Raw genomic sequence first — 25,788 nt, forward strand, 5'->3', positions numbered from 1 at the left:
CACTGTTCACAATCCTTACTATTTCCCGGGGTGAACCGCCCCCACGAACAGGGCGCGGCACACGGGATGGCTGCCGCCGATCCGCGGTGATCTGGGTAGCCTGGACGCCATGATCTTCATTACCGCCAAGTTCCGGGTTCTCCCCGAGCACGCCGACCGGTGGCCGCGGATCGCCGCCGAGTTCACCGGGGCGACCAGGGCCGAGCCGGGCTGCCTGTGGTTCGACTGGTCCCGCAGCCTGGACGACCCGACCGAGTACGTGCTGGTCGAGGCGTTCCGCGACGACGAGGCCGGCGCGGCGCACGTGCAGTCCGCGCACTTCCGCAAGGCGCAGCAGGACCTGCCTCCCCACCTCGCCGAGACGCCTCGGATCGTGAACGCCACAGTGCCGCAGCAGGACTGGTCGCTGCTCGGCGAGATGGCCGTCCCCGAGGGTCGCTGATCACCACCACCCCGGGCTGATGGACGTCACCAGGGACGGGCGACGCTGGCGGATCGGCACGAGCAGCGAGGTCGCCTGGATCGCCGGCCGGACCGTGCCCGGCCTCTCGATCACCACAGCGATCCCGCCGGTGTACGACGCCTACGCCACCTTCCACCCGCCCGATGGCGTCGCGCTGGACGCCCACGAACGCGCGGTGATCGACGAACTCGCCGAGCAGACCCCCGACCAGCCCTGGTGGCTGGGCTATCTCGACACCGGCGCGCACGACATCGTCTTCCCGCTCGCTCCGACGGTGCCCCTCTACTGGGACTGGCGCTACCTGCTGGTCGAGGCCGGCCCCCGACAGGCCCTGACCTGGCGGACCGGCCACATGCGCGGCGAGGGGTCACTGCCCGACCTGTTCTTTCCCGCGGACCGCTCCTGGCTGGTCTCCGCCCTCTGGGACGACACCTGGACCGACATCGGCGGCAGCCCTTCCCTGATCAGCGCGCTGCACCGCAACCCGCTGGTGAACGCCCGTCCGGTCGGACCGGACGACGATGCCCTGCCGCCAGGGCTCACGCGCGAATGACCCCGTTGGTGACCCTCGCCGCGTCGATCGTGGCGGCCCATCCAAGGGCGGCGCTGGCACGCGTGCGGCCCGGCCGTCGCCGGCCGGGCCGCGCGATCGGGCGTACGGTCAGCCGCCGAGGCTCGCGGCGGCCGAGGCGATCGTCGAGGCGAAGTAGCTCACCTGGGTGTAGACACCCGGGTAGTTGGGCCGGGCGCAGCCGTTGCCCCAGCTGACGATGCCGACCTGGACCCAGGCGTTGCTGGCGTCGCGGCGGAACATCGGGCCGCCCGAGTCTCCCTGGCAGGTGTCCACGCCGCCGCTGGCGTAGCCGGCGCAGATCTCCTGTGCGGGGATGATCTCCCCGCCGTAGTAGGAGTTGCAGGTGGAGTCGCTGACGAACGGCACGGTCGCCTTGAGCAGGTACCGCTGTTGCGAGCCGCCCTCGCGGGCGGCGCCCCAGCCGGCGACTGTGAAGGTGCCGCTGTCGTACGCGGTGGTGTTCGCGATCTTCAGGGTGCTCAGCCCGGTGACGGGGGTGGCCAGCCGGATCAGCGCCCAGTCCCTGCCGCTGCCGTTGTAGCCGGGTGCCCGGTAGACGTAGTTCGACCGGACGGTGATCCGGCTGGACGACTGGAGGTCGACCACGCCGAGCGTCGCGGTGATCCTGGTGTTGGTGCCGGTGGCGCCCACGCAGTGCGCCGCGGTGAGCACCAGCCGCGAGCTGTACAGGGCTCCGCCGCACCCCATCGAGAGCCGGACCATGAAGGGGAACTCGCCCTGGGCGGCGCGGGTGCCGCCGACGACGGTGGGCGTCGGAATGACGTCGGCCGCGGCCGCCGGGGCCGCGACAGTGAGGCTGCCCGCGGTCACCGCGGCCAACGCGGTGGCCAAGAGGCCGGTGAGGGTACGCCAACGGACCATGCATTCCTCCGCATCAGGACGGCACGCCTCGTGAGCGCACCTGATTCACGATGCGGTCATCATATTGAGATCAATAGATGAGGCAGGATATCCTCTCTGGGTCGTACCACCGGCGCTATGGATCCTCGTGGGGATCGGCCGCTCCGATCCATCCACAGCGACAGTCAGAGCCGGTGGCGGACCCACACGTTCGGTTCGACGTAGACGCCGTGGTCATGCTCGACGTCGCAGCGGACCGGGACGAGGGCGCCCGGCACGCGCACCGGGCCGGTGCGGTCGAACGGCAGGCCGGTCCAGCCCCGCCACTCCTGCAACGTGCCCGGGATGGTCATCGACCGGGGCGCCACGGACTCGATCACTCCGCCGGCACGCACGTGCGTACGCAACCACGGGTCCGCCGGCAGGCCGTCGTCGCGGACCCGGAAGGCGTACCGGTCCATCGGCTCGTCGGGATCCGCGTGCTTGCCGCTGGGGCGTACCGGCGCGACCAGGGTCTGGTAGCCGAGCCGGCGGGCGTTCTCGCGCATCGCGTCGAGCATCCGGGCGGACAGGCCCCTGCCGCGGGCCTCGGGGCGAACGCAGATCTCCAACGCGGACACCGTGTTCGTCGGCGTGCCGGCGAGGCGGTTGATCGTCGCTCGCTGCACGACCCGGTCCCATCCGCCCGGCGGCAGCCGCTCCTCGGTCCAGGACAGCGGCACGCTGTAGGCCCGTGCCAGCGCCCGGCCGGGCTCGGCGGGGTCGATGGCGAGCAGGACGAACTCCGGGTACAGCTCGTCGGCCACCGCGTAGTACAGCGAGGCCATCGGATCCCAGCCCATGAACTCCGGCCAGGCGCCGTCGAAGTCGTCCAGCAGGGGCGCGAGCTCGGGGCGCTGCGCGACCGTCACGATGTCAAGATCCATCCGGCGGACGATAGCGGAACGGCGGGGCGACAGCACCCGAGTTTCCGCCTCGCCTGCCGCAGGTGCTCTCCCTGCGGATCAGCCGGAACGGCGTCTGCACGGTCAGCGCGTCGGTGACCTCCGCACCCTCGATCCGGGCGACGAGGCGGCGTACCGCGAGACGGCCGATCGCCTCCTTGTCCGGCGCGATGGTGGTGAGGGTCGGGGTGCTGAAGAGTCCCTCCTCGATGTCGTCGATGCCGATCACCGCCACGTCCTCCGGCACCCGGTGGCCGGCCTCGGTCAACGCCCGCAGCGCGCCAACGGCGACCAGGTCGTTGTAGCCGAACACCGCGTCCGGGGGTTCACCGAGGGCGAGCAGGTCACGCATGGCCGTCCTGCCGTCACGTCGGCCGAACTCGGGGGTACCGGCGACCAGCCGCGGGCGGTACGGCAGGCCGGCCGCGGCCAGGGCCTCCCGGTAGCCGCGCAGGCGCAGGTGCGCCGACTGCCGGTCACCGCCGTCGGCCGCGCCGATGAACGCTATCCGGCGGCGCCCGATCTCGACCAGATGCTGGATCGCGGCCTGACTGGCGGCGACGTTGTCGATGGCGATGTGGTCGTGCGGTACGTCGTGGACGCCCTCGCCGATGAGCACCAGCGGGCTGTCGGCGGTCCGGGCCAACACCTCTTCCCTGCCGATGCGCACCGGACTGAAGATCAGGCCGTCGATGATGTGCCGCCGCGAGCCGTCGAGGAGCAGCAGCTCCGCCTCCCGGTCCGCGGCGGTGTTCTCCATCACCAGGGTGTAGCCGAGACCTGCCGCTTCCCGGATGGCGATCTCGGCCAGCTCAGCGAAGTAGGGGTTGTTCAGCTCCGGGATGGCCAGGGCGATCAGGCCGGTACGTCCCCGACGGAGGTGCCGGGCGCTGAGGTTGGGGCTGTACCCGAGTTCGTCGACCGCCTGCTGCACACGCTGACGCGTCCGCTCCCCCACGGGTCGGTACCCGTTGACCACGTTGGACACCGTGGCCAGCGAGACGCCTGCGCGTTCGGCGATGTCCCTCAGGCTGACGCCCATCCACCCACCCTTCGCACTCGACCGACGCACCGACAAGACATTGACGGACAAGGATTGACGGGGTGTCCGCCGTACCTCTATAACGTTATAGAGGCGATGATGGATGTCAATATCATCCGTCGATCCGTCCGTCCCTCGTCGAGTGACCACCCGATGCCCACCGCCAACGCGCTTCGGGCCAGCTGCACCGCCCGCGGCGACTCGCCCCCCGGAGACGGCATGACACGTCAGGTCCCCATCCGCCCCGCCCTGCCCCTGCTGCTCATCATCGCCCTGGTCGCCGGCGTCCTCGCCACGCCCGCCGAGCGGGCACGGGCCGCGCCGCCGAAGACGCCGCCACTGACCACCCCGTGGACCAACCAGGCGCTGGTCGGCACTCCACTGCCCGAGTACCCGCGACCGCAGATGACCAGGCCGGACTGGCTCAACCTCAACGGGGAGTGGCAGCTTCGCCAGTCCGCCACCGACGACGCCCCGCAGTTCAACACCACCCTGCCCGAAAGGGTAAACGTGCCGTTCCCGGTGGAGAGCGCGCTCTCCGGCATCCAGCGTGCGGCCAACGACAACCGCAACTACCTGTTCTACCGACGTACCGTCACCGTCCCACCGAACTGGTCGGGGCGACGGACACTGCTGCACTTCGGTGCGGTCGACTGGCAGAGCACCGTGTGGGTCAACGGCATCCGGGTCGGTGCGCACACCGGTGGCTACGACGCCTTCACCTTCGACGTGACCCCGCAGCTCACCGCCGGAACCAACGAGATCGTCGTCAAGGTGTGGGACCCCACCGACACCCGGCAGAACGGCAGCCTGCCGCCTATCGGCAAGCAGACCAAGCAACCCGGCGGGATCTTCTACACCCCCAGCTCCGGCATCTGGCAGACGGTGTGGCTGGAGCCGGTGCCCGCGGCCTCGATCAGCAGCGTGGACGTCTACCCGAACCTGAGCAACAACACCCTGCGGGTCCGGGTCTTCACGCGCGGCGACGTGAGCGGCCACAGCGTGCTCGCCGAGGCGCTGAACGGGAGCACAGTGGTCGGCTCGGCCACCGGCGGCTTCACCGACTTCAGCGTCCCGGTGCCCAACGCACGCCGCTGGTCACCCGACGACCCCTTCCTCTACAACCTCCGGGTCACCCTCCGCAACGCCGCCGGGGCCACCGTCGACCGGACCACGCACTACTTCGGGATGCGCGAGATCACCACCGGCCTGGTGAACGGGGTGCTACGCCCCAAGCTCAACGGCCAGTTCGTGTTCCAGGTCGGCACCCTCGACCAGGGCTACTGGCCGGACGGGCTGTACACAGCACCGACCGACGCGGCTCTCGCCTTCGACCTGCAGAAGCACAAGGATCTCGGCTTCAACATGGTGCGCAAGCACATCAAGGTCGAACCGCAGCGCTGGTTCTACCACGCCGACCGGCTCGGCCTGCTTGTCTGGCAGGACATCCCGTCGATGACCGCGCAGGACATCAACGCGACCGACGCCCAGCAGGCGCAGTTCGAGACCGAGGCCCGCGAGATCGTCGACGAGCACCGCAGCTCCCCCGCCGTCGTCGTGTACACCCCCTACAACGAGGGCTGGGGTGAGCGGGCCCTGGCGGACACCCGCCGGGTCGCGCAGAACATCAAGAACCAGGACCCCACCCGTCTGGTCAACCCGCACAGCGGGCACAACTGCTGCCAGTCCCTCGGCAACCCCGGCAACGGCGACATCGACGACTGGCACGCCTACCTCGGGCCGGACTCCCCCGCACCGTCGAGCAGCCGGATCGCCGTGCTCGGCGAGTTCGGCGGCCTGGGCCTGCACACCCCGGGCCACGAGTACAGCCCGAACGGCAGCTTCTTCGCCTACGAGTGGCAACCCGATTCGACCGCGCTCACCAACCGTTACGTGGGTCTGGTGCAGGGCAGCCAGAACCTGATGCTCGGCAAGGGGCTCAGCGCCTCGGTCTACACCGAGATCACCGATCTGGAGGGCGAGCTGAACGGCTTCCTCACCTACGACCGTCAGGTGATCAAAATGGGTCAGGCACGGGTCCGTGCCGCGAACACGGCACTGATCAACGCCTCGAAGACCATCGGCAGCTCGGCGCCCGTCACTCTCCCGGTCAACACGCGGCGGTCGTTGCAGGTGACCACGCCCGGCCACACCAACCGGTACCTGCGGCACCAGGACGGTCTGGCCTACACCGAGGTCGTCGACGCGGGCAGCCCGACCCTGCTCAAGAACGACGCGACGTACACCATCCGACCCGGTCTGGCCGACGCCACCTGCTACTCGTTCGAGTCGGTCAACTTTCCCGGGCAGTACCTGCGGCACCAGAACTCGCGGGTACGCAACTCGCCGAACGACGGCTCCGCGCTCACCCGCGCCGACGCCACCTGGTGCGCGCGGGTGGGACTGACCGGCACGGGCGTGTCGCTGGAGTCGTACAACTTCCGGGGCAGGTACCTGCGGCACTACAACTCGGAGGTCTGGCTCAGCAACGGCGCCGGCGGCGACGCGTACAACACTCCAACGCTGTGGGCCGCCGACAGCACCTGGACGATTGCCGCGCCCTGGGCGCCCTGACCGGTCGGAGGCCGCGACGACCCTGTCGCGGCCTCCGCTGACCCGGGGGGCTGACCTGGCCGGCCCCCCGCGGTCAGCCGGCGCGGCGCAGGCGTCCGAGCATGCCGTTGAGGTCCTGGACGAACAGCTCGCGGCGGAAGTAGTGCCCGCCCGGCACCTCGCGCCACTCGTGCGCGATGCCGGCCCGGGCGAGTGCGGCGCGGAACTCGCGCTGACCGGCCAGCACCTGGGTCTCGTTGACCGTGTCGAACCAGTTGACCGGATCGGGTGAGGTGCCGGCGGCCAGGAAGATCCGCGGCCGGTGCGGTGAGGGCGCCGCCGAGCATGCCGGCGGCGGCCACCGCGGCGGAGCCGCCGATCAACCGCCGACGGCTGATCGGCGAGGATGCGGGAACGTTGGACATCGGAACCTCCATGGTCCGGTGACAGGGGGAAGCCGCGAGCCGGGGATTAGAAGGTCGTTTCGTTGGGCAGGCCGAAGAAGTCGTGCCACTTGACGCCGCCGCGGAAGGCGGTGCCGGTCGAGAGGCCGACGTAGACGTCGTTCAGGCTGCCCCGGGTGAAGGCGACGATGTCGTCCCTGCCGTCGCCGTCGAAGTCACCGAGGTAGGGGAACTCGCCGGCCAGGCAGAAGAAGTCGTTCCACTTGACGGTGGTGCCGGCGAACGAGGTGCCGGTGGAGACGGCCGCGTAGACGTCGGCGTCGGCGTTGCAGGTGAACGTGACGATGTCGTCGCGACCGTCGCCGTTGATGTCACCGACGCGCGGCTGTTCGGCACCGACGGCGAACAGGTCGTGCCACGTCTGCGACGACCCGAACGAGGATCCCGTGGACAGGGCGACGATCACGTCCGACGCGGTGGCCGGCCCCTGGGTGAAGGTGATGATGTCGTCCCTGCCGTCGCCGTCGACGTCGCCGAGCGCCGGATACTCGCCGGCGATCGAGAAGTACTCGTGCCACTTCAGCGCCGTACCGGTGAACGACGACCCGGCGGAGAGCGCGACGTACACGTCGCCGGCGCCGTCGTGGGTGAAGGCGACGATGTCGTCGCGGCCGTCGCCGTTGACGTCCCCCACCGCGGCGACCTCGGCGTTCGGCGCGAACCAGTCGTGCCACTTCGTGGCGCCCGCGAACGATGACCCGGTCGACAGTGCCACGTACACGTCGGCGAGCGAGCCGTGGGTGAACGCCACGATGTCGTCGCGCCCGTCGCCGTTGAAGTCCCCGGACAGCAGCGTCTCGTCGTTCAGCCCGAAGAAGTCGTTCCACTTCACCGACGTCCCGGCGAACGAGGTCCCGGTGGACGCGGACACGTACACGTCGTTCAGCGACCCCCGGGTGAACGCGACGATGTCGTCGCGGCCGTCCCCGGTGAAGTCCGTCGGCGAGCCGGCCAGGTACCGGCCGCCGGACGACCCGCCGCAGTTGTCACTGACCAGGTATTTCTGGTTGTACTGCGACGGGTAGGGGGCGAGCGAGACGCCGTTTATGACGATCGTCTGCCCGACACCGTTGTAGAGCTGCTCGTAGTGGACGTGCGGCCCGGAGGAGTTTCCCGTGCTGCCCGTGATGCCGATCTGCTGGCCCTGCTGCACGTACGCGCCGTCGGGCACGGAATAGGCGCTGAGGTGGAAGTGGTAGGTGGTCCACCCACCACCGTGGTCGATGACGAGGTAGTTGCCCGCTCCGCTGGGCTGCGAGTAGTGCCGCGCCACACCCGCGGCGGAGGCGACCTGCGGGGTGCCGCCGGTGGTGCCGCCGTCGGCGCGGACGAAGTCCAGCGCCTGTCGGACCTCGGCGCTGTGGTGGTCGTACGTCCACCGCTGCCCGCAGGGGAACGGCGCCTTGAAGATCGGTGCGGCGAACGCGGGTGAGGGCGGCGCCACCACGGCGGCCAGGACCGCCGCGGCCAGGGTGAGAAGCGCGACCAGGGCGCGACGCGCGGGGGTACGTGAATGCCGGAACATGGCGTGACTCCTGTCGGGGCTCAGAGGGTCGTTTCGCCGTTGAGGCCGAAGTAGTCGTGCCACTTGGTGGCGCCGAGGAAGCTGGTGCCGGTGGAGAGCGCGACGTGGACGTCGTTGGTGGATCCCCTGGTGAAGACGATGATGTCGTCCCTGCCGTCGCCGTCGAAGTCGCCGAGGTAGGGGAACTCGCCGGCCAGGCAGAAGAAGTCGTTCCACTTGACGGTGGTGCCGGCGAACGAGGTGCCGGTGGAGACGGCCGCGTAGACGTCGGCGTCGGCGTTGCAGGTGAACGTCACGATGTCGTCGCGACCGTCGCCGTTGATGTCCCCGACGCGCGGCTGTTCCGTCCCGACGGCGAACAGGTCGTGCCACTTCTGCGGGGCACCGAACGAGCCGCCGGTCGACAGGGCGATGATGACGTCGCTGGCCGCGGCGGGGCCCTGGGTGAAGGTGATGATGTCGTCCCTGCCGTCACCGTCGACGTCACCGATCGCCGGGAACTCCCCGGGGATCGAGAAGTACTCGTGCCACTTCACGCCGGGACCGAAGCCGGTTCCGGTGGACAGCGCCACGTACACGTCGGCGTTGGTGTCGTAGGTGAAGGCGATGATGTCGTCGCGGCCGTCACCGTTGACGTCGCCGACGGCGGCGACCTCGGCCCCCGGCGCGAACCAGTCGTGCCACTTCAGGCCACCGCCGAAGCTCGTGCCTGTGGAGAGGGCCACATACACGTCGGCGAGGGTGCCGTGGGTGAAGGCGATGACGTCGTCCTTGCCGTCGCCGTTCACGTCTCCGGTGAGCAGGGTTTCGCCGGAGAGACCGAAGAAGTCGTTCCACTTGACCGACGTGCCCGCGAAGGCACTTCCGGTCGAGGTGGCCACGTAGACGTCGTTGAGACTGCCCTGCGTGAAGGTGACGACGTCGTCTCGGCCGTCACCGGTGAAGTCGGTCGGTGATCCCGCCAGGTACCGGCCCCCCGACCCACCGGCGTTGACCAGGGAGATGTAGTAGTTCCAGTTCCAGTTCGGCCCGGGGTCGGTGTGGTCGTTGCCGGGCAGCTCGTTGTGTCCCTTGATCGCGTTGCGGTTCTTCGGCAGGCCGTACCGGTCGCAGAGGTAGCGGGTCAGCGCGGCCGACGACCGGTACATGGCGTCGGTGAACCAGGCCGGGTTGTCCACGAACCCCTCGTGCTCGATACCGACGGAGTACGGGTTGGCCGAGCGCGCGTGGTAGGCCGTGTCGCCCTCGCGGACCATCTGGGTGATCTCACCGTTGCTGGACTTCACGACATAGTGCGCGCTCACTCCCGCCGACGGGTTCTGGAACCAGCTGACCGTGCCCGCGTACGACCCCTGGGTCACGTGCACCACAACTGTGGTGATCCGCGACGATCGGCCCACCTGGTAGTTGCCGCCGTACGCGGGGACCCAACGGGCCGGTCCGTACTCCGGTACCGCCGCGGCGGCGACGTTCGGACCGGGCGCGCCGGCGGGGGCGACCCGGGCGTAGCGACCGAGCTCGGGTCGGACCGGGTACGGCGCGACCCGTACCGGGCCGGCCACGATGCCGGTTCGCAGGAGGTCGTAGACGTGGTCGGCGTAGAGCCGGGCCGTCGCGTCGTTGACGGCGGCGCTGTACCGCGCCACGACCGGATACCAGGCGGACAGCCGGTCCCGCGCGCCCGCCGTCAGTCCTTCACTGTCGGCCAGGTCGCGCAGGACCGCGGCACCGCCCCGGACGTTGGCGGAGGTGATCGAGCGCAACCGATCGACCGGCTCACCGGTGAGCGTGGCCGCCCGTTCGAGACTGTGCTGGGTGGGATTGCTGACGAGGTGCATGACGCCGTATCCGTTGGCCTGGCTGGGCAGGCCGCCGTGCTCCTCCAGCCGCGACTCACCGTAGGCGACGGCGACCAGCAGGTCCCGTGGCACGTCGTATTCGCCGGCGGCCCGATCGAAGGCCGAGGCGAGTGGACCGGGGGCTGCGGGTTGGGAGGCGGCCGCCGGCGCGGCCGTCATCTGGCTGGCGAGCGCCACCGCCATGAGGAGGGCGCAGGCGCGCCACGAGAGCCTGGTCAGTCGCATGGGAGCCTCCAGTTCGCCGGTCACAGCGTCGTCTCGCCGTTGAGGCCGAAGTAGTCGTGCCACTTGGTGCCGCCGAGGAAGCCGGTGCCCGTGGAGAGCCCGACAAAGACGTCGTTGGTGGATCCCCTGGTGAAGACGATGATGTCGTCCCTGCCGTCACCGTTGGCGTCGCCGAGGTAGGGGAACTCGCCGGCCAGGCAGAAGAAGTCGTTCCACTTGACGGTGGTGCCGGCGAACGAATTGCCGGTGGAGACGGCCGCGTAGACGTCGGCGTCGGCGTTGCAGGTGAACGTCACGATGTCGTCGCGACCGTCACCGTTGATGTCACCGACGCGCGGCTGTTCCGTCCCGACGGCGAACAGGTCGTGCCACTTCTGCGGGGCACCGAAGGAACTGCCCGTCGAGAGGGAGACGATGACGTCGCTGGCCGCGGCGGGGCCCTGGGTGAACGTGATGATGTCGTCCCGGCCGTCGCCGTTGACGTCACCGAGGGCCGGGAACTCGCCGAACGGGCTGAAGTACTCGTGCCATTTCAGGCCGGGCCCGAACGAGCTGCCGGTGGAGAGGGCGACGTACACGTCGCCGGCGGGATTGTGGGTGAACGCCACGATGTCCGCGCGCCCGTCGCCGTTGACGTCACCGACCGCGCCGATCTCCGCGCCCGGCGCGAACCAGTCGTGCCACTTCAGCCCGCCGCCGAACGAGGTGCCGTTGGACAGCGCCACGTAGACGTCGCCGGTGTTGCTGTGGGCGAAGGTGACGAGGTCGTCCCGGCCGTCGCCGTTGACGTCGCCGGTCGAGGCGGTCTCCCCGCCGATGGAGAAGAAGTCGTTCCACTTCACGGAGGTGCCGGTGAAGGAACCACCGGTGGACGTGCCCACGTAGACATCGGCGAGAGTGTTCTGGGTGAAGGTGACGATGTCGTCGCGACCGTCGCCTGTGACGTCGGTGGCGGAACCGCCGGCGATGGCGTGGGTACGGGCCGCCTCGTCGAGTTGGGCTCGGGCGACGGCCGCCACCTGGTCGTACCGGTCGGGGAAGCCCGACCGTTGCACACACTGGGCGACCTGGCCCGCGCTGTACCCGGGGTTGTTGCGGTCGCAGACGATCGCCCTGGTCACGTACTGGGTGCTGGCGTAGACCGGGTCCATGATCTGCTCCGGAGTGCCCCAGCCGTAGTCCCAGCGTTGCTGGAACACCCCGAGCGACGACTTGTCGCCACACGGCAGGTTGTTCATGTGTGACTCGACCCAGCCCGCCTCGAAGGCGGACAGCGTCACCTTGTCGTTGGCGTTGTGGGCCCGCGCGACCCGGTAGACCACCAGGGTCACGGCGGGGTCACGGTAGGCGGGGATGGACGGGCAGGCCAGGGTACCGATCGGGTCGGCGTGTGCCGGCGCCGCCGCGACGGTCGCCACGGCCGCGCCGAGGGCGACCAACAGGGCCAGGAGAGTACGTCTCACGGTGCTCCTCGCGAGGTCGGGGGTCAGCTTGCTGGCTTCGCGTACCTGTCTCTGGCGCTGATATCGATTGCTGAGTGTGCCATCGGGACGATGATTTCTGTCAATGCCTCGTGAAGATTTCCTTCACTATGTTGTCAGTGATAGGCGCTTATTGACATCGACGTCCGTCGCAGGTTTACTCGCCGGTAATCGATGTCCGGCCGCCCACCAGCAGAGGACCCGCCATGGGTATGCGTCGCCGCTCGTTCATCGGCCGTGTCGCAGCGGTCGGCGCCGCCGGCGCCCTCGGCGGCGCCGGAGCCGCCCTCACGGCGGCCGGGCCGGCTCAGGCCGCCGTGTGGAAGAAGCGGTTGACCGGCGCGGACCTCGACACCAACAGCCGGTGGCGGGTCGCCGGCACCGACCTGGGCATCCCGTACGTGCTGGAGAACGGGTCGATCGGCTACCTCTTCGGCGACACCTTCGACACGCCGTGGCCGGAGGGCCCACCCCTGCCGAACGACTGGCGATCACCGGTCATGTTGCGCTCCGCCGTCCACCCGGGCGCGTCCGGCGGAGTGGTCTTCGACAGCGCGGCACGGGTCGCGGGCAACGGTCGGGCTCCGGAGCTGATGCACAACGGCCACCACGGCGTCGGCATCGACGGCCTCCCGGAGGTGACAGTCATCCCCAACGACGGCATCAGCTTCCCCGAGACCGGCCGGCAGCTCATCTCGTACATGAGCATCGAGAACTGGAACTCGGCCGGCCCGGCGGGACCGCACTGGAAGTCGCGCTACGCGGGGCTGGCCTACTCCGACAACGGCAACGACTTCGTCCGTACGCCCCTGAAGTGGTGGAACAGCCCGGACAACAAGGATCCGTTCCAGATGTGGACCATGCAGCGCGCCGGCGACCACGTCTACGTCTTCTCCGTGCGAGCGGGCCGCCAGAGCGGCCCGATGATGCTGCGTCGCGTCCGGTGGGACCGCCTCTTCTACCCCGAATCGTATGAGGGGTGGGGCTGGAACGGCACGGACTGGGGCTGGGGGCGGCCCTGCACACCCATCCTCACCGGCCGCTTCGGCGAGCCCTCCGTACGCCGCCTGGCTGACGGCACCTGGGTGATGTCGTACCTGAACTGCCAGACGGGATGCCTGATCACCCGGACCGCCCCCGGGCCGGACCAGGTGTGGACGGCCGAGAAGATCCAGGTCACGAGTTGGCAGGAGCCCGCCCTCTACGGTGGGTTCATCCATCCCTGGTCGAGCCGCGACGCCAACGGCCTGCACCTGATGGTCTCGAAATGGACCCGTACGCCGGACGGCCGCAGCACCGCCTACCACGTCAGTCAGTTCGTCGGCACGGTCTGACCCCGGCGATCCGGCGGCCACTCCTACTGCTTGAATGGGATCACCTGCCGTCGAGCCATTGGGGGCCCCGCGTGCCAGCCTCCTTCCCGTCGGGAGAGGCGTCCGACCCGCCGAGCGCTGGCGCGGCGATCGTCAAGCCGCTCCACCCGGGTCTGCTCACCTACCGTGACGGCAACGCCGAGATGCGGTGGGAGGCCATGGCGGGGCAGGGCCACGTGGTCCCGACCGACCGGTTCTTCGTCCGCAACCACACCAGCAGCCCACAGGTGGATGTCGACACGTGGCGGTTGCGTCTGTTCGGCACTGGCCTGCGGAACAGCCCGACGCGGGACGACGCGGTCGAGTTCGACTACGACGACCTGCGGGCCATGCCGGCCGAGGAGACCACGGCCCTGCTGGAGTGCGCGGGCAACGGCCGCCTCCACTTCGCCTCGCAGCAGGCCCACGAGACGCCGGGAGTCGCGTGGGGTCTCGGCGCGGTCGGGGTGGCGCGCTGGCGGGGCGTACGACTGTCGACCGTGCTCCACCACGCCGGCCTGACCGACGCCGCGGTCGACGTGCAGCCCGAGGGACTGGATCCGGACTACGTGACCGGCGGGGTGAACCTCGGTCGGGTGCGTCGACCACTTCCCATCGGCAAGGCCCTCGATGACGTACTGCTGGCGTACGAGATGAACGGCAGGACGCTGCCGGCCGACCACGGCTTCCCGGTGCGGTTGGTGGTGCCGGGCTGGGTCGGCGTCGCCTCGATCAAGTGGGTCGGCTTCGTGGAGGTCTCCGCGACGGCCCTCTTCTCGCCGTGGAACACCCTGTTCTACCGCATGTTCGGTCCCGGTCATCCCGCTGGCGGCGGCCTTCTGACGACCCAGACGGTCAAGAGCGCCTTCGAACTGCCCTGGAACGCACGCCTGCCGGCCGGCGTGGACGTGCTGCTGCGGGGACGATCCTGGTCCGGCAACGGCCCGATCCGGTCGGTCGAGGTCAGCACGGGTGATCGCGACGACTGGCGGCCGGCAACCCTTGAACGCCACGACGAGGGCGGGGCCTGGCAGCGGTGGACGGCCGTCTGGCGCCCGCCGGGGCCGGGCCGGTGGACCCTGCGTGCGCGGGCCACCGACGTCACCGGGGCCGGCCAGCCGGAGCACGCCCGTCCGAATGACCTGGGGTACGTGTTCGACGGCATCGTCCGGCACCCGGTGACGGTCGACTGACCCGGAGGCGCGGAGCCGGGCGGTACCCGTACACCGTTCCGCGGCTCCGGAAACGCGGGGCCGGCCCGCTTTCGGAGCTTTCGCCAGCCCACCGGAAACGCGCGTCACGGGCCCTCGCTCCCACCGCACGGCGGGCAACCTGACGCGCGTCACCTGCGGGTCGTGGTGGCCGTTTCCCCGGTCATGAGGGAAATGCGGCGACCTGTTATCCCCACCGTCCGTCGTGGTCGGTCCGATCGGGTCCGTCTCCGTCCGGTCGGCCGCAATGTCGCGGCCAACCAGGACCGGCATGGCGCTCGGCGCCGCCTCCCGGGCACCCCGATCCGGGCCGCTCAACTGCGCTGACTCAGGCAAGGACCGGCTCGCAACTTGCATCCGGCGGGCATTGACCCGTCCGTTGCACCACGCAATTACGACGTATGATAAATAGACGACTGCCAATCTTGACTTGTGCAGCTCGTCAGCGCACCGTGAAGAGTAAGAGGCAGATGCGCTCCATTATCGGCCCGACTGACGCGGTTCGCTGAATGGGGGCGCTGCCGATTTCACGCCGCGCGCAACAGGAGGCGTTACATGCGGTTGAATCCGTTCACCGGGGCCTATCTCAGCGATCCGGCCAGCGTGTGGCGACGCATTCTCGACGATCCCGCCGGGGTGCACCACGCCGAGGATCTGGGTCTGTGGTTGATCAGCAGGCACGAGCACGTGCGGCGCGCTCTCGGCGACGCCGGAACCTTCGGCAACGCCCTCACCCTCGCTCCGGTCTACGAGGTCTGCCCGGAGGCGATGAGTGTCATCATGCAGATCGACGCGCCTCCCACCACCGCCGCCGCGGATCCGCCCGTACACCCCCGCACCCGCCGGGCCCTACGCGCCACCTTCGCGAACACTCCGGACCGGGTCGAGTCCGAGTACGGCCCGATCGTCCGTCGCCGGGTCGACCAACTGGTGTCCCGGCTGGTCGCCCGCCAGGGCCGGCAGGTCGATCTCGTCCCGGAATTCGCCACCGAGCTTCCCCTGCTGGTCGTCCTGGACATCCTCGGAGTGCCCGACGCCGACATCGGGCGGATCCGGAGTTGGGCGGACGGTCAGATCGCCCTCATCTGGGGACAGCCCGACCCGGAGGAACAGGTGCGCCTGGCGCAGGGTCTGCTGGAGTTCTGGCACTACTGCCAGGAACTGGTCCGCCAGCGGGCCGACAGCGGGCACCTCGGCGACGACTTCATCAGCCGGGCCCTGACCTACCGCGACGACGATGACGACGTGCTCACGGTGACCGAGGTGGCGAGTCTCGCCTTCAACCTCCTGGTCGCCGGCCACGAGACCACCGCCGGGCTGCTCGCCCACGCCCTCGACCAGGCGCTGTCCAGCCCGCAGCGGTGGCGGGCGATCGCCGCCGACCCGCTGTCCGTCCCCGCGTTCGTTGCCGAGACGCTCCGGTTCGCACCCGCCATCGACGGCTGGCTCAGGGTGACGCGCCGAGAGGTCACCCTGGGGGACGTCACCATACCGGCGGGGGCACGCTGCCTGCTGTTGATCGGAGCCGCCAACCGGGACTCCGCGGTCTTCGCGCACCCGGACCGGTTCGATCCGCACCGCTCGGACGGAAGAGATCACCTGTCCTTCGGCCACGGGCCACATTTCTGCATCGGAGCGGCATTGGCGCGACTCGAGGCCGGGATCGCCCTCACCCGACTCGCGGCCGCCATTCCTGGCCTCCGGCTAACATCCGAGCAACATCGTTCATACAAGCCCAACGTTGCATTTCGCGCACACCACGCTCTGGCCGCAACAATCGATATCATGGCACCGGTCGACGACCCGAAGGTGCGGGCGACGGCGAGCGCCGAGGTGCGCGCCGCCTGACTGTTCCGCGATCCGTCCGCGCGCCAACGGGGCTGACCTGCGGACCGATCGGGTACGGGGCGGCCGGGCCCACCGCGCACCGCGGGTGCCCGGGGTGGGTCTCCTGCCGCCCTTGGTCGCGCTTTCCTCGACGATCCATGTCGGCCAACGTCTTCACACCCATAGCATCATGGGTTAAGAATTGCCCCCTATGAATGTTCGGCCCATCGGTTAATCTCGATCGGACGCCCACTGTCGATTCGCTGGTGCCATGAAGGTGAGCGCATGGAACACACGTCCCCGTCGAGCGCTGCTCACTCCGCCGCCAGTGAGCGGTTCCGATGGGAGCTCCGCAGCTGCCGGGTCCGACGAGGCCTGACGCAGCGGGCCCTGGCGGACCTGGTGCGGTTCAGCCGGGAGACGGTCGCGGCGGTCGAGTCGGGTCGCCGGTTCGGCAGTCACGAGTTCGCGGTCCGCTGCGACGACGTCCTCGACACCGGCGGCCGGCTGGTGGCGCTGTGGCCGCAGGTCGCGGCCGAGCAGTTGGCGGCCGACGGCCGCCGCGGCCCCCGCTCCCCGGACCCGGTGCGGCTGGAACCACCGGTGCCCCACCAGCGCGGTCGACGCGACGCGCGCGACCCGGGCGCGATGGTGGACGCCATCGACGAGCTGCGTGAGCTGATCGGCCAGGTGCTCAGCGGCCAGCCCGATCCGGACGACGGTGCGCGGCGTCGGGCGGTCAGCCCCCACGACGACCAGCGCTGACTTCACGGACCCCGCCCACCCTCGCTGCGTCACCGGCTGCTGACTCTGGGTACAGATGCTGGTACGGGCAGTTTGTACCACGGCCAGGTCTGGTCACCGGGCGCGCGTTCCGGCCGAATGAGACTTGCATTCCGCAACGTGCGTATAGACCGTCATCGACGAGTCGTGGGAGTCAATCTTGGCGTCGAGCACGAGGTCCCACGCGGCCCGACCCTACCCGACCCGGCGGCGCGGTTGGAAGATCGCCGGGCGGATGCGCCTCATCGTCGCGGCACCGCTGGTCGCCGTGATCGGGTTCGCCGGCCTGGCGCTGACCGAGAGCGCGCGCCAGACGAGCCGCGCCAGCGACCTGGAGGTGCTGGCGCGTCTCGGCGCCGAAGCCGGTGACCTGGCCTACCGGCTGCAACGCGAGCGCATCGCCGCCGCCGACCTGCTCACCTACGCCGCACCGGAGCAGCAGGACGCCTTCGCCGCGGAGATGGCCGCCACCGACGACGCCGTCGGCCGCTACCGCCGGCAGCGCGACCGGGTGCCCGCCGACACGGACGCCAACCGGCCCCTCCTGCGACGCATCGACACGGCCCTGGACGGCCTCGCCCCGCTGCGTACCCAGGTGCGCACGGCGGCGCACGCCTCGGTGTCGGCGATGACCTTCAGCTACCGCATCGCGATCGCCGACCTGATCAATTTCCGCGAGAACGTCTCGCACGGGGTGGTCAACGCTCAACTCGCCGACGGGATCCGAGCCTCGGCGGCACTGTCGAAGACGGCGGAGGCGATCGGTCAGCAGCAGGTCGCCGTGCTCCGCGCCGTCGCGGCCGGCGAGCTGACCCCCGCCATGCAGCAGGACATCACCGCCGCCCGCACCAGCTACACCGAATCGAGCCTGTCGTTCCTCGCCCTGGCCCCACCCGACTGGAGCCTCTGGTGGGACCAGGTCGGCACCGGCAAGGAAGCACTCGTACTGCAACGGATGCAGGACGAGGTGTCCCGGGCCCAGCCGGGGACGCGACTGCGACTGGCGACCGACTCCTGGGTGTCCACGACGCAGGAGCGTGCCGCACGCCTCTCCGAGCTGCGGGGCCGGGTCGACGACGCGGTGCTCGACGACGTCCGGGCCGCGCACGCCGACCAGCGCCGCCGGGCGGTCGCCGAGGCCGTCGGCGTCCTCCTGGCGCTGCTGCTGACCGCGCTGGTGACCTGGGCCGTCGCCCGGCAGATCACCCGGCGGTTGCGTCGCCTGCGCGACGCGGCCAACGCCGTCGCGTTCGAGCAGCTCCCCGCCGTGGTGGCCCGGCTCCAGCAGCCGGGCAGCGCCGCCGTCGACCCCAACGAGCTGGCCCGCCAGCAGTCCACCGCCGCCCTCGAACCATCCAGTGCCGACGAGATCGGCGAGCTGGGCCAGGCGTTCAGCGCAGTGCACCGGGCCGCCGTGCGGACCGCCGCCGAACAGGCGGTCATGCGTGCCAACACCGCCGACATCTTCATCCACCTGAGCCGCCGCGAGCAGCGGCTGGTCGACGCCGTCCTGGCCCAGGTCGATCTGGTCGAGCGGGACGAGACCGACCCCGACCGGCTCCACCAGCTCTACACACTGGACAACCTGGCCACCCGGATGGGACGGATCAACGCCAGCCTGCTGGTGCTCGGCGGCGTCGGCGTGGGTCGGGTACGCCAGCACGACGTGCCGCTGCAACAGGTGCTCCAGGCGGCGTTGTCCCAGATCGAGCACTACGCGCGGATCCGGCTCGGCATGGTCGACGGGGACGTCGCCGTCGCGGCCAAGTCCGTCGACGAGGTCGTGCACCTGCTCGCCGAACTCATGGACAACGCGACGACGTACTCGCCGCCGGGCAGCGAGGCGTGGGTGACCGGCCGGAGCCTGGGAGACCGGGTCATCGTCCAGATCAGCGACGAGGGCGTGGGCCTGTCCCCGCAACGGCTGCAGCAGCTCAACGAACTGCTGGCCCGCCCGCCGGCCATCGACGTCGCCGCCGTACGCGCGATGGGGCTGGTCGTCGTGGGCCAGCTCGCGGCCCGGTTGGGGGCGAGCGTCCAACTGCGACGCGGCCCCCGACGCGGCACCCTCGCCGAGGCGACGCTGCCCGCCGCGATGATCCGGTCGCTGCCACCGGAGGAGTACCTGCTCGCACCCGGCCGGCTGTCCCGCCGGGCGGCCCGTACGACCAACCCGCCACCGCCGTACCAGCCGCGCCCGCAACCCACCGCGGGGCACCCCCCGGCCGAGCGGACCCTGCCGGCGGCGCCGGTGTTCCGACCCGCTCCCACACGCACGGACCGGGGTGAGGCGCCGACCGAGGAGCTCCTCATCTTCGAACAGGTGAACCACTGGTTCCACACCGATGTCGTCAACGGTCACGACGGCCGGGAGTGGTCGAGTCCGGCCGACGACGCCTGGCGTACCGCCGCCCAGGCGCACGCCCCCGAGGTCGCCACGACGACCACGTCCGGCCTGCCCAAACGACAACCGCAACGGCATCTCGTGCCCGGTGGCGTCACAGTGCCGCAGCAGCAGCAACGGTCCGAATACCGCGACCCGGCCCAGGTGGCGACGGCGATGGCCGCGTACGCGCGCGGAGTGGCGACCCGACGACGCACCCCGATCAACCTCGGCAACAAATGACGCGACAGGAGAGCACGTGAGCGACCAACAGGATCTCGGCTGGCTGCTGGACAACTTCGCCGCGCGCGCGACCGAGGTGAGCCACGCGATCGCCATCTCCAGCGACGGTCTGATGGTGGCCGCCACGCGCGACCTGCCGCCGGACCGCGCCGACCAGCTCGCCGCGACGGGCAGTGGGCTGGTCAGCCTGCTGCGGGGCGCGGCGGCGTTCTTCGACGCCGGAGCGGTGATCTCCAACGTCACACAGCTCGAAGGCGGGTTCATGTTCTCGATGGCCTTCAACGATGGCGCCTCGCTGCTGGTCCTCGCCGCACCGGAGTGTGACGTGGGCAAGGTCTCCTACGAGATGACCGAACTGGCCAACCGGATCGGAGACGCGCTGACCCCCGCGGCCCGAGCTGCCCTGGCCCGCAGCCGCTGACACCCGGCGCCCCCACGCCGGAGACACCTCCCTTCCCCTGGAGAAGACATGCCTCTCACCACCCCTCGGCGCAGCCGTGCCCTCACCGCAAGCCTCCTCGCGCTCGTACTGGGCGTCGGCACGGCCTGCGGCGACGACGGGCCCGGCACGAGTGCCAGCGGATCGATAAAGATCGGCCTGCTCGCGTCACTGTCCGGGACGTACCAGGCCGTCGGCACGGAGATCCGCGACGGCTTCCAGCTCTACCTGGACACCCACGACGGCAAGCTCGGCGGCCGCCAGGTCGACCTCGTCGTCGCCGACGAGGGCAACGGCGCCCAGACCGCGGTGCCCGCGGCGACCAAACTGCTCAAGCAGGACCGCGTGGTAGCGCTCACCGGCATCGTCGGTGGCGGCTCGGTCGCCGGGGTCACCCCGCTGCTCGCCGAGACCAAGGTGCCGCTCGTCGGCTCCAACGGCCGGCCCGAGCTCAAGGACGTCTCCCGGGTCTGGCACACCTCGTACCTCTCCGACGAGCCCGGGGCGGCGATCGCCCAGCACGTCCGGGACAACGTGCAGGGCTCGGTGTACGCGATCGGCCCGGACTACCAGGGCGGGTGGGACGAGCTGCGCGGCTTCACCGACGCGTTCGCCAAGGCCGGTGGGAAGCTCGCCAACCCCGATGGCAAGACGACGTTCACCCCGTTCCCGGCGACCACCAACTTCACCCCGTACTTCGCCCGGATCAAGGCTTCTGGCGCGGCGGCCGTCTACACCTTCTACGCCGGCAGCGCCGCTGTCGACTTCGTCAAGCAGTACGCGCAGTCCGAGATCAAGGACGTCCCGCTGTACGCGGCCGGGTTCCTCACCGAGGGCGGAGTGCTCAACGCGCAGGGCGAGGCCGCCCGGGACATCTACTCGGTGCTCAACTACTCGCCCGACCTCGACAACGCCGAGAACCGTGCCTTCGTCGCGGCGTGGAAGGGGAAGCACGACGGCTCCCCCACGACGTACGCGCTCGCCTCCTACGACGCGGCGGCGGTGCTGGACCGGGCCATCGGGGCCGCTGGGAGCGACCCGACCCCGGAGGCCATCAACAAGGCCATCGGTCAGCTCGGCCAGATCGCCAGTCCGCGCGGCACCTGGCAGTTCTCCACCGCCACGCACTCCCCCGTGCAGAAGTGGTACCTGCGGCAGGTCCGCCAGGACGGTCGGGCGCTGTCCAACACCGTCGTGGGTGACCTCGCGACCATCGGCCGGTGATCGCGGTGGCGGCCGGCACGAATCGGATCGACCCGTACCTGATCCCGGCGCTGGACGGGGTCGCCTACGGGCTGCTCGTCTTCGTCGCGGCGTCGGGTCTGGTCATCTGTTTCGGCGTCGCCAACATCCTCAACCTGGCGCACGGCACGCTCTACGCGATCGGCGGGTACACCGCCGCCGCCCTGCTCGACGGCGGCTGGGCGAGCCTGGCGTTGGCGCTGGCGGTCGGTGTGCTGGCCGCCGCCGCGGCCGGTGTGCTGCTGGCCGGCCTGCTCACACCTGTCGCCACGGGCAACCACCTCACCCAGGCGCTGCTGACCTTCGGGGTGGCGCTGGCCGGCGGCAGCCTGCTCGTCGCCGGCTTCGGACCCGACGATCCGCAGGTCCAGGTCCCCGCCGCCCTGGACGGGTCGGTCGTCGTCGCCGGCCACCGCTACGCCGCGTACCGGCTGGTGTTCATCGTCGTGGCCGCGGTGCTCGCCGCCGCGCTCTACCTCGTGGTGCGGCGTACCCGGGCCGGGATGCTGGTCCGGGCGGCCGTCGACGACGCGGAGATGGTCGCCTGCATGGGCGTCAGTCCCGCGCGGATCCGGGCCGGTGTGCTCGCCGCCGCCGGCGCGCTGGCCGGCGCGGCCGGGGTCCTGGGTGCGCCCATCATCGGCCCCGGCGCGGACACCGCCGACACCGTGCTGCTGCTGTCCCTGGTGGTCGTCGTCCTCGGTGGCCTCGGGTCGATGGCGGGCACCCTGCTCGCCGCGCTCGCAATCGGGGAGATCCAGACCCTGGGAGTGGCGCTGCTGCCGTCCGCCGCACCGTTCCTGCTGTTCGCCGCCATGGCGGCCGTCCTCGCCGTGCGGGCGCGTGGCTTCGCCACCAACCGGAGGGCGACATGAGGGACGAGGTGATCCGTTGGGTACGCGGCGGTATCGCGGCACTCGTGCTGGCCGGCCTGGTCGTGGCGCCCTGGGTGGTCGACGACTACACCGCGGCGATCCTCGCCCGGACGCTGGCGCTGGCCCTGGTCGGGGTGAGCGTGGCGCTGCTCACCGGCGTCGCCGGCATGCCCACCCTCGGCCAGACCGCACCGTACGCGGCCGGTGCCTACGCCTGCGCCGTGCTCGGCAGCCAGATCTCCGACGTCGGCGTCGTGCAGGTCGCCGTCGCGGCGGGCGCCGGGGCGTTGCTGGCCGCGTTGACCGTGCCGCTGGTCGTCCCCGCCCGAGGGGTGATCGTCCTGATGATCACCCTGGCCATCGGTGAACTCGTCGTGACCGTCCTGGGCCGGTGGCGGTCGGTGACCGGCGGCACGGACGGGCTGGCCGGCCTGTCCCCGGTCCGCCCGTTCTGGGGCCTGCCGGTCCTCGCCAGCGACCAGGCGCGCTACCTGTACACGCTGGTCGTCGTGGCCACCCTGGTCGGCGCGGTGCTGCTCCTGCTGCGTACCCGGTTCGGGTTGCTGCTGCGTGCCGGCCGCGACGACGAGACGCGGCTGCGGGCCAGCGGGCACCGGGTGCCGCTGCACCTGTCCGGCGCGCACATCGTCGCCGGGGCGATCGCCGGTGCCGCCGGCTCACTGCTGGTCGTCGCCCAGCAGTACATTTCGCCCGCCGATTTCGGCTTCGACACCTCCGCGCTGCTGCTGCTCGGTGTCGTCATCGGTGGTACCGCCTCGGTTGGTGGCGCCCTGGTGGGCGCAGCGCTCGTCATCGCCGTCCGGGACTGGCTGTTCGGGGTGCTGCCCGGCCACGCGCCACTGGTGCTGGGCGCACTGTTCGTCGCGACGGTCTACCTGCTGCCGACCGGCGTCCACCGTGCCCCGAGATTGCGCGGCAGGGTGCGCCCGCCGACCGCCCCGCCGAGCCGGCAAGACGCCCCGGCCACCCGTGACCACGCCCCGGTACCGGAGCTACGCGGATGACCGGCCTGCTCAGCGCCCAGGATGTCAGCGTGCGCTACGGCTCGCTCGCCGCGCTCGCCGGCGTCGACCTGTGCATCCACGACGGTCAGCGGCACGCCCTCATCGGCCCCAACGGAGCCGGCAAGACGACGCTGCTCGACGTCATCGGCGGGTCGACGAGGCCACACCGAGGCACTGTGCGGTTCAACGGACGCGACGTCAGCCGGCTGGGCCCGGCGGCGCGGGCCCGCCGAGGCATCAACCGGATACACCAACGGCCCGCGGTGTTTCCCACGCTCACCGCGACGGAGAACGTCGTGGTCGCCGCGCTGCCCCGGGTCGACCGGCGCCGCGGGTGGTGGCCCGGCGGGCACCGACGTGCCGCCCAGCACCGGGCTGGCCCGCTGCTGGACCAGATGGGCCTGGCCGACGTCGCGGCGGTGCAGGCCGGCCACCTCGCACACGGGCAACGACGCCAGTTGGAGATCGCGATGGCCCTTGCCGGTCGCCCCCGCCTGCTGCTGCTCGACGAACCGGCGGCCGGGCTGTCCGCCACCGAGGTCGGCCGGCTGATCGAGCTGCTCCGGGCACTGCCCAGGGCGGTCGCCGTGTTGCTTGTCGAACATCGACTGGACCTGGTGTACGCCCTGTCCGACACGGTCACCGTGCTGCGCGACGGCCGGACGTTGGCCGCCGGGACGCCCGACGAGATCCGTACCTCGCCGCTGGTGCGGCAGGCCTATGCCGACGGGGTGTCCTGATGCTGTGTGTGGAGCGTCTCTGCGCCGGCTACGCCGGCGGAATCGTGCTGCACGAGGTGAGCCTGCGGGTGCCTCCGGGCAGCATCCAGGCGGTGGTCGGTCGCAACGGCGCGGGCAAGAGCACCCTCGTGCACACGATCGCCGGCCTGGTGCGAGCCTCCAGCGGTCGAATCGAGATCGGCGGGGTGCACGTGGCCGGCCGGCACCCCCATCGCGTCGCCCAGTCCGGGGTCGGTCTCGTCCCGCAGGGCCGGCGGGTCTTCTCCCGGTTGACCGTGGCCGAGCATCTCGTCCTGGCGGCCGCACCGTGGCGCGCCGCGACGGCCGGCGGCGAGGGCTGGACGGTGGCCCGGATCCTCGAGCTGCTGCCGAGGCTGGCTGTGCGGCTGCGGCACCGCGGCTGCGAGCTGTCCGGCGGCGAGCAGCAGATGCTCGCGATAGCCCGTGCGCTGCTCGGTCAACCGCGGGTGCTGCTGCTCGACGAACCGTGTGAGGGCCTCGCCCCCGACCTGGCGGCGCGGGTCCGTGAGCTCATCGGTGGCCTGGCCGCCGACGGATTGACCGTGCTGCTCGTCGAGCAGCAGCTCCAGCACGCGATCGAGATCGCGGACCGGGTGGCGGTGCTGGAGTACGGCCAGGTCGTCTATGACCGGCCGACGGCCGAGGCCCGTACGGATCCCGCCCCGCTGGCGGCGATGTTGAGCGTCGCCGCCGTCCCACCGCCCCCGGCCAACAGACCAGCCCCTCGGCTCTGGGCCGACACCCCGTAGGTCACCCGACCCCCTTTTCGGAGAGGTAGACACCGATGGCAACCGCTACCACCGATGGCGCGTACACCTTTGACAACGGCTCGCCGGACGCCGTCCCGCAGATGCAGGCGCTGGAGTCCTTCCTGGATCCGATCACGATGCGTCGCCTGGCCCGCCCGGTGCTGCGCCTGGGGGCGAGGTGCTGGGAGGTCGGTGCCGGCGGGGGCTCGATGGCCCGGCGGATCGCCCGGGCGGTCGGCGAGGACGGTCACGTGCTGGCCACCGACATCGACCCCACGCATCTCGTGGCCGAGGGCAACCTGCACGTACGCCAGCACGACGTCCGTACCGAACCGCCACCCGGGAACGCGTTCGACCTGATCCACGCCCGGCTGGTGCTGCTGCACCTGCCGGACCGACGACGGGTCCTGCGCACGCTCGCCGGCGCGCTGGCTCCCGGCGGATGGCTGGTGGTCGAGGAGTTCGACTGCACCGCGCCACTGCGGGTGCTGACCGCGCCGAGCGACGACGCGGCGAAGCTCTTCGCGCAGGTGATGGACACCATGATGGGTGTCCTGCAGGAGCACGGCGCCGACCTGGGGTGGGCGCAGGACGTGCACACCGAGATGGCCCTCGCCGGTCTGACCGACCTCGACACCATCACCCACTCGCAGAGCTGGGTCGGCGGTTCGACCGGGACGTCGCTCTACGACACGAACTCCCGCCAGTTGGAGCCGGACCTGCTCGCGGCGGGCCTGTCCCCCAACCAACTGCACGCGTTCCGCCGGCTGGTCCGCGACCCCGGGTTCGCCGTCATGTCGTACCACTTCGTCTCCACGCGAGGCCGCCTGCCGGGCTGAGAGGCAGGTGGACCACCGCGCGGAGAACGGTCGCGCCGTCCGTAACTCCTCCGCACAGCACGCCCCCG

The 25,788-nt window shown here is 70.7% G+C and carries 21 protein-coding genes and 1 pseudogene; 15 read left to right on the forward strand and 7 right to left on the reverse strand.

Annotated elements, in window-relative coordinates:
* Positions 1-109: 109 nt before the first annotated feature.
* Together GA0070607_RS31245 and GA0070607_RS32900 are read left to right on the forward strand one after the other, a co-directional pair.
* Positions 110-442 (forward strand): putative quinol monooxygenase, encoded by a 333-nt coding sequence (locus GA0070607_RS31245; RefSeq protein ID WP_089021408.1) that lies wholly within the window; start codon positions 110-112, stop codon positions 440-442.
* Between the two features lie 19 nt (positions 443-461).
* A complete protein-coding gene (locus tag GA0070607_RS32900; RefSeq protein WP_172899139.1) occupies positions 462-1,016 on the forward strand; it encodes a hypothetical protein in 555 nt (184 codons plus the stop codon).
* Between the two features lie 108 nt (positions 1,017-1,124).
* Here the strand turns inward: GA0070607_RS32900 and GA0070607_RS31255 are convergent, their stop codons facing one another.
* From GA0070607_RS31255 to GA0070607_RS31265, 3 genes are all read right to left on the reverse strand, one after another.
* A complete protein-coding gene (locus GA0070607_RS31255; RefSeq protein WP_089021409.1) occupies positions 1,125-1,919 on the reverse strand; it encodes a S1 family peptidase in 795 nt (264 codons plus the stop codon).
* Positions 1,920-2,083: 164 nt separating this feature from the next.
* Entirely contained in the window at positions 2,084-2,824 is a 741-nt protein-coding gene (locus GA0070607_RS31260; protein ID WP_089021410.1) for a GNAT family N-acetyltransferase, read from the reverse strand.
* On the reverse strand, positions 2,814-3,884 hold the full coding sequence (locus GA0070607_RS31265; RefSeq protein WP_089021411.1) for a LacI family DNA-binding transcriptional regulator: 1,071 nt from the start codon (positions 3,882-3,884) through the stop codon (positions 2,814-2,816). Before GA0070607_RS31265 ends, GA0070607_RS31260 begins: the two co-directional genes overlap by 11 nt.
* A 219-nt stretch (positions 3,885-4,103) precedes the next feature.
* Here GA0070607_RS31265 and GA0070607_RS31270 point away from each other — a divergent pair, with 219 nt between their 5' ends.
* Entirely contained in the window at positions 4,104-6,458 is a 2,355-nt protein-coding gene (locus GA0070607_RS31270) for an AbfB domain-containing protein (protein WP_172899140.1), read from the forward strand.
* A gap of 73 nt (positions 6,459-6,531) precedes the next feature.
* On the opposite strand, the pseudogene GA0070607_RS31275 reads toward GA0070607_RS31270, so the two are convergent.
* From GA0070607_RS31275 to GA0070607_RS31290, 4 genes and pseudogenes are all read right to left on the reverse strand, one after another.
* Positions 6,532-6,771, reverse strand: a pseudogene (locus tag GA0070607_RS31275) (alpha/beta hydrolase-fold protein); the annotation flags it as partial.
* Between the two features lie 137 nt (positions 6,772-6,908).
* The gene (locus GA0070607_RS31280; protein WP_089021412.1) at positions 6,909-8,426 is read right to left on the reverse strand and encodes a VCBS repeat domain-containing M23 family metallopeptidase; all 1,518 of its coding nucleotides are present in this window, start codon (positions 8,424-8,426) and stop codon (positions 6,909-6,911) included.
* Between the two features lie 20 nt (positions 8,427-8,446).
* A complete protein-coding gene (locus tag GA0070607_RS31285; protein ID WP_089022231.1) occupies positions 8,447-10,510 on the reverse strand; it encodes an N-acetylmuramoyl-L-alanine amidase in 2,064 nt (687 codons plus the stop codon).
* A gap of 20 nt (positions 10,511-10,530) precedes the next feature.
* The gene (locus GA0070607_RS31290; protein WP_089021413.1) at positions 10,531-11,973 is read right to left on the reverse strand and encodes an FG-GAP-like repeat-containing protein; all 1,443 of its coding nucleotides are present in this window, start codon (positions 11,971-11,973) and stop codon (positions 10,531-10,533) included.
* A gap of 230 nt (positions 11,974-12,203) precedes the next feature.
* On the opposite strand from GA0070607_RS31290, the gene GA0070607_RS31295 reads away from it, so the two are divergent.
* From GA0070607_RS31295 to GA0070607_RS31350, 12 genes are all read left to right on the forward strand, one after another.
* Positions 12,204-13,325 (forward strand): DUF4185 domain-containing protein, encoded by a 1,122-nt coding sequence (locus GA0070607_RS31295; RefSeq protein ID WP_408630931.1) that lies wholly within the window; start codon positions 12,204-12,206, stop codon positions 13,323-13,325.
* Positions 13,326-13,396: 71 nt separating this feature from the next.
* A complete protein-coding gene (locus tag GA0070607_RS31300) occupies positions 13,397-14,536 on the forward strand; it encodes a sulfite oxidase (protein ID WP_231930613.1) in 1,140 nt (379 codons plus the stop codon).
* Between the two features lie 573 nt (positions 14,537-15,109).
* The gene (locus tag GA0070607_RS31305) at positions 15,110-16,402 is read left to right on the forward strand and encodes a cytochrome P450 (RefSeq protein WP_089021416.1); all 1,293 of its coding nucleotides are present in this window, start codon (positions 15,110-15,112) and stop codon (positions 16,400-16,402) included.
* A 264-nt stretch (positions 16,403-16,666) separates the two neighbouring features.
* Positions 16,667-17,146 carry a helix-turn-helix transcriptional regulator gene (locus GA0070607_RS31310; protein ID WP_089021417.1) on the forward strand — a complete coding sequence of 160 codons (480 nt, stop codon included), beginning with the start codon at positions 16,667-16,669 and terminating at the stop codon, positions 17,144-17,146.
* A 253-nt stretch (positions 17,147-17,399) separates the two neighbouring features.
* Positions 17,400-19,790, forward strand: coding sequence for a sensor histidine kinase (locus GA0070607_RS31315; RefSeq protein ID WP_089021418.1), 2,391 nt, complete (start codon positions 17,400-17,402; stop codon positions 19,788-19,790).
* 16 nt (positions 19,791-19,806) lie between these two features.
* A complete protein-coding gene (locus GA0070607_RS31320) occupies positions 19,807-20,211 on the forward strand; it encodes a roadblock/LC7 domain-containing protein (RefSeq protein WP_089021419.1) in 405 nt (134 codons plus the stop codon).
* Between the two features lie 48 nt (positions 20,212-20,259).
* A complete protein-coding gene (locus GA0070607_RS31325; protein ID WP_089021420.1) occupies positions 20,260-21,453 on the forward strand; it encodes an ABC transporter substrate-binding protein in 1,194 nt (397 codons plus the stop codon).
* A complete protein-coding gene (locus tag GA0070607_RS31330) occupies positions 21,450-22,346 on the forward strand; it encodes a branched-chain amino acid ABC transporter permease (RefSeq protein WP_089021421.1) in 897 nt (298 codons plus the stop codon). Before GA0070607_RS31325 ends, GA0070607_RS31330 begins: the two co-directional genes overlap by 4 nt.
* Entirely contained in the window at positions 22,343-23,371 is a 1,029-nt protein-coding gene (locus GA0070607_RS31335; RefSeq protein WP_089021422.1) for a branched-chain amino acid ABC transporter permease, read from the forward strand. Before GA0070607_RS31330 ends, GA0070607_RS31335 begins: the two co-directional genes overlap by 4 nt.
* Positions 23,368-24,111, forward strand: a complete 744-nt coding sequence (locus tag GA0070607_RS31340) for an ABC transporter ATP-binding protein (protein ID WP_089021423.1) — start codon at positions 23,368-23,370, stop codon at positions 24,109-24,111. The genes GA0070607_RS31335 and GA0070607_RS31340 overlap by 4 nt, the downstream gene beginning before the upstream one ends.
* Positions 24,111-24,881: an ABC transporter ATP-binding protein gene (locus tag GA0070607_RS31345; RefSeq protein WP_089021424.1), complete on the forward strand. Its 771-nt coding sequence runs from the start codon at positions 24,111-24,113 to the stop codon at positions 24,879-24,881. Before GA0070607_RS31340 ends, GA0070607_RS31345 begins: the two co-directional genes overlap by 1 nt.
* A gap of 35 nt (positions 24,882-24,916) precedes the next feature.
* Positions 24,917-25,720: a class I SAM-dependent methyltransferase gene (locus GA0070607_RS31350; protein WP_089021425.1), complete on the forward strand. Its 804-nt coding sequence runs from the start codon at positions 24,917-24,919 to the stop codon at positions 25,718-25,720.
* Positions 25,721-25,788 lie beyond the last annotated feature (68 nt).

Origin of the sequence: Micromonospora coriariae (genome assembly GCF_900091455.1) — a bacterium.
GTDB classification, from domain to species: Bacteria; Actinomycetota; Actinomycetes; order Mycobacteriales; family Micromonosporaceae; genus Micromonospora; species Micromonospora coriariae.

Coding starts and splice junctions, on each gene's coding strand:
- GA0070607_RS31310 (WP_089021417.1), top strand. CDS start 16,667: ATGGAACACACGTCCCCGTCGAGCGCTGCTCACTCCGCCGCCAGTGAG.
- GA0070607_RS32900 (WP_172899139.1), top strand. CDS start 462: ATGGACGTCACCAGGGACGGGCGACGCTGGCGGATCGGCACGAGCAGC.
- GA0070607_RS31280 (WP_089021412.1), bottom strand. CDS start 8,426: ATGTTCCGGCATTCACGTACCCCCGCGCGTCGCGCCCTGGTCGCGCTT.
- GA0070607_RS31260 (WP_089021410.1), bottom strand. CDS start 2,824: ATGGATCTTGACATCGTGACGGTCGCGCAGCGCCCCGAGCTCGCGCCC.
- GA0070607_RS31305 (WP_089021416.1), top strand. CDS start 15,110: ATGCGGTTGAATCCGTTCACCGGGGCCTATCTCAGCGATCCGGCCAGC.
- GA0070607_RS31245 (WP_089021408.1), top strand. CDS start 110: ATGATCTTCATTACCGCCAAGTTCCGGGTTCTCCCCGAGCACGCCGAC.
- GA0070607_RS31350 (WP_089021425.1), top strand. CDS start 24,917: ATGGCAACCGCTACCACCGATGGCGCGTACACCTTTGACAACGGCTCG.
- GA0070607_RS31345 (WP_089021424.1), top strand. CDS start 24,111: ATGCTGTGTGTGGAGCGTCTCTGCGCCGGCTACGCCGGCGGAATCGTG.
- GA0070607_RS31255 (WP_089021409.1), bottom strand. CDS start 1,919: ATGGTCCGTTGGCGTACCCTCACCGGCCTCTTGGCCACCGCGTTGGCC.
- GA0070607_RS31285 (WP_089022231.1), bottom strand. CDS start 10,510: ATGCGACTGACCAGGCTCTCGTGGCGCGCCTGCGCCCTCCTCATGGCG.
- GA0070607_RS31265 (WP_089021411.1), bottom strand. CDS start 3,884: ATGGGCGTCAGCCTGAGGGACATCGCCGAACGCGCAGGCGTCTCGCTG.
- GA0070607_RS31295 (WP_408630931.1), top strand. CDS start 12,204: ATGCGTCGCCGCTCGTTCATCGGCCGTGTCGCAGCGGTCGGCGCCGCC.
- GA0070607_RS31340 (WP_089021423.1), top strand. CDS start 23,368: ATGACCGGCCTGCTCAGCGCCCAGGATGTCAGCGTGCGCTACGGCTCG.
- GA0070607_RS31270 (WP_172899140.1), top strand. CDS start 4,104: ATGACACGTCAGGTCCCCATCCGCCCCGCCCTGCCCCTGCTGCTCATC.
- GA0070607_RS31325 (WP_089021420.1), top strand. CDS start 20,260: ATGCCTCTCACCACCCCTCGGCGCAGCCGTGCCCTCACCGCAAGCCTC.
- GA0070607_RS31335 (WP_089021422.1), top strand. CDS start 22,343: ATGAGGGACGAGGTGATCCGTTGGGTACGCGGCGGTATCGCGGCACTC.
- GA0070607_RS31315 (WP_089021418.1), top strand. CDS start 17,400: ATGCGCCTCATCGTCGCGGCACCGCTGGTCGCCGTGATCGGGTTCGCC.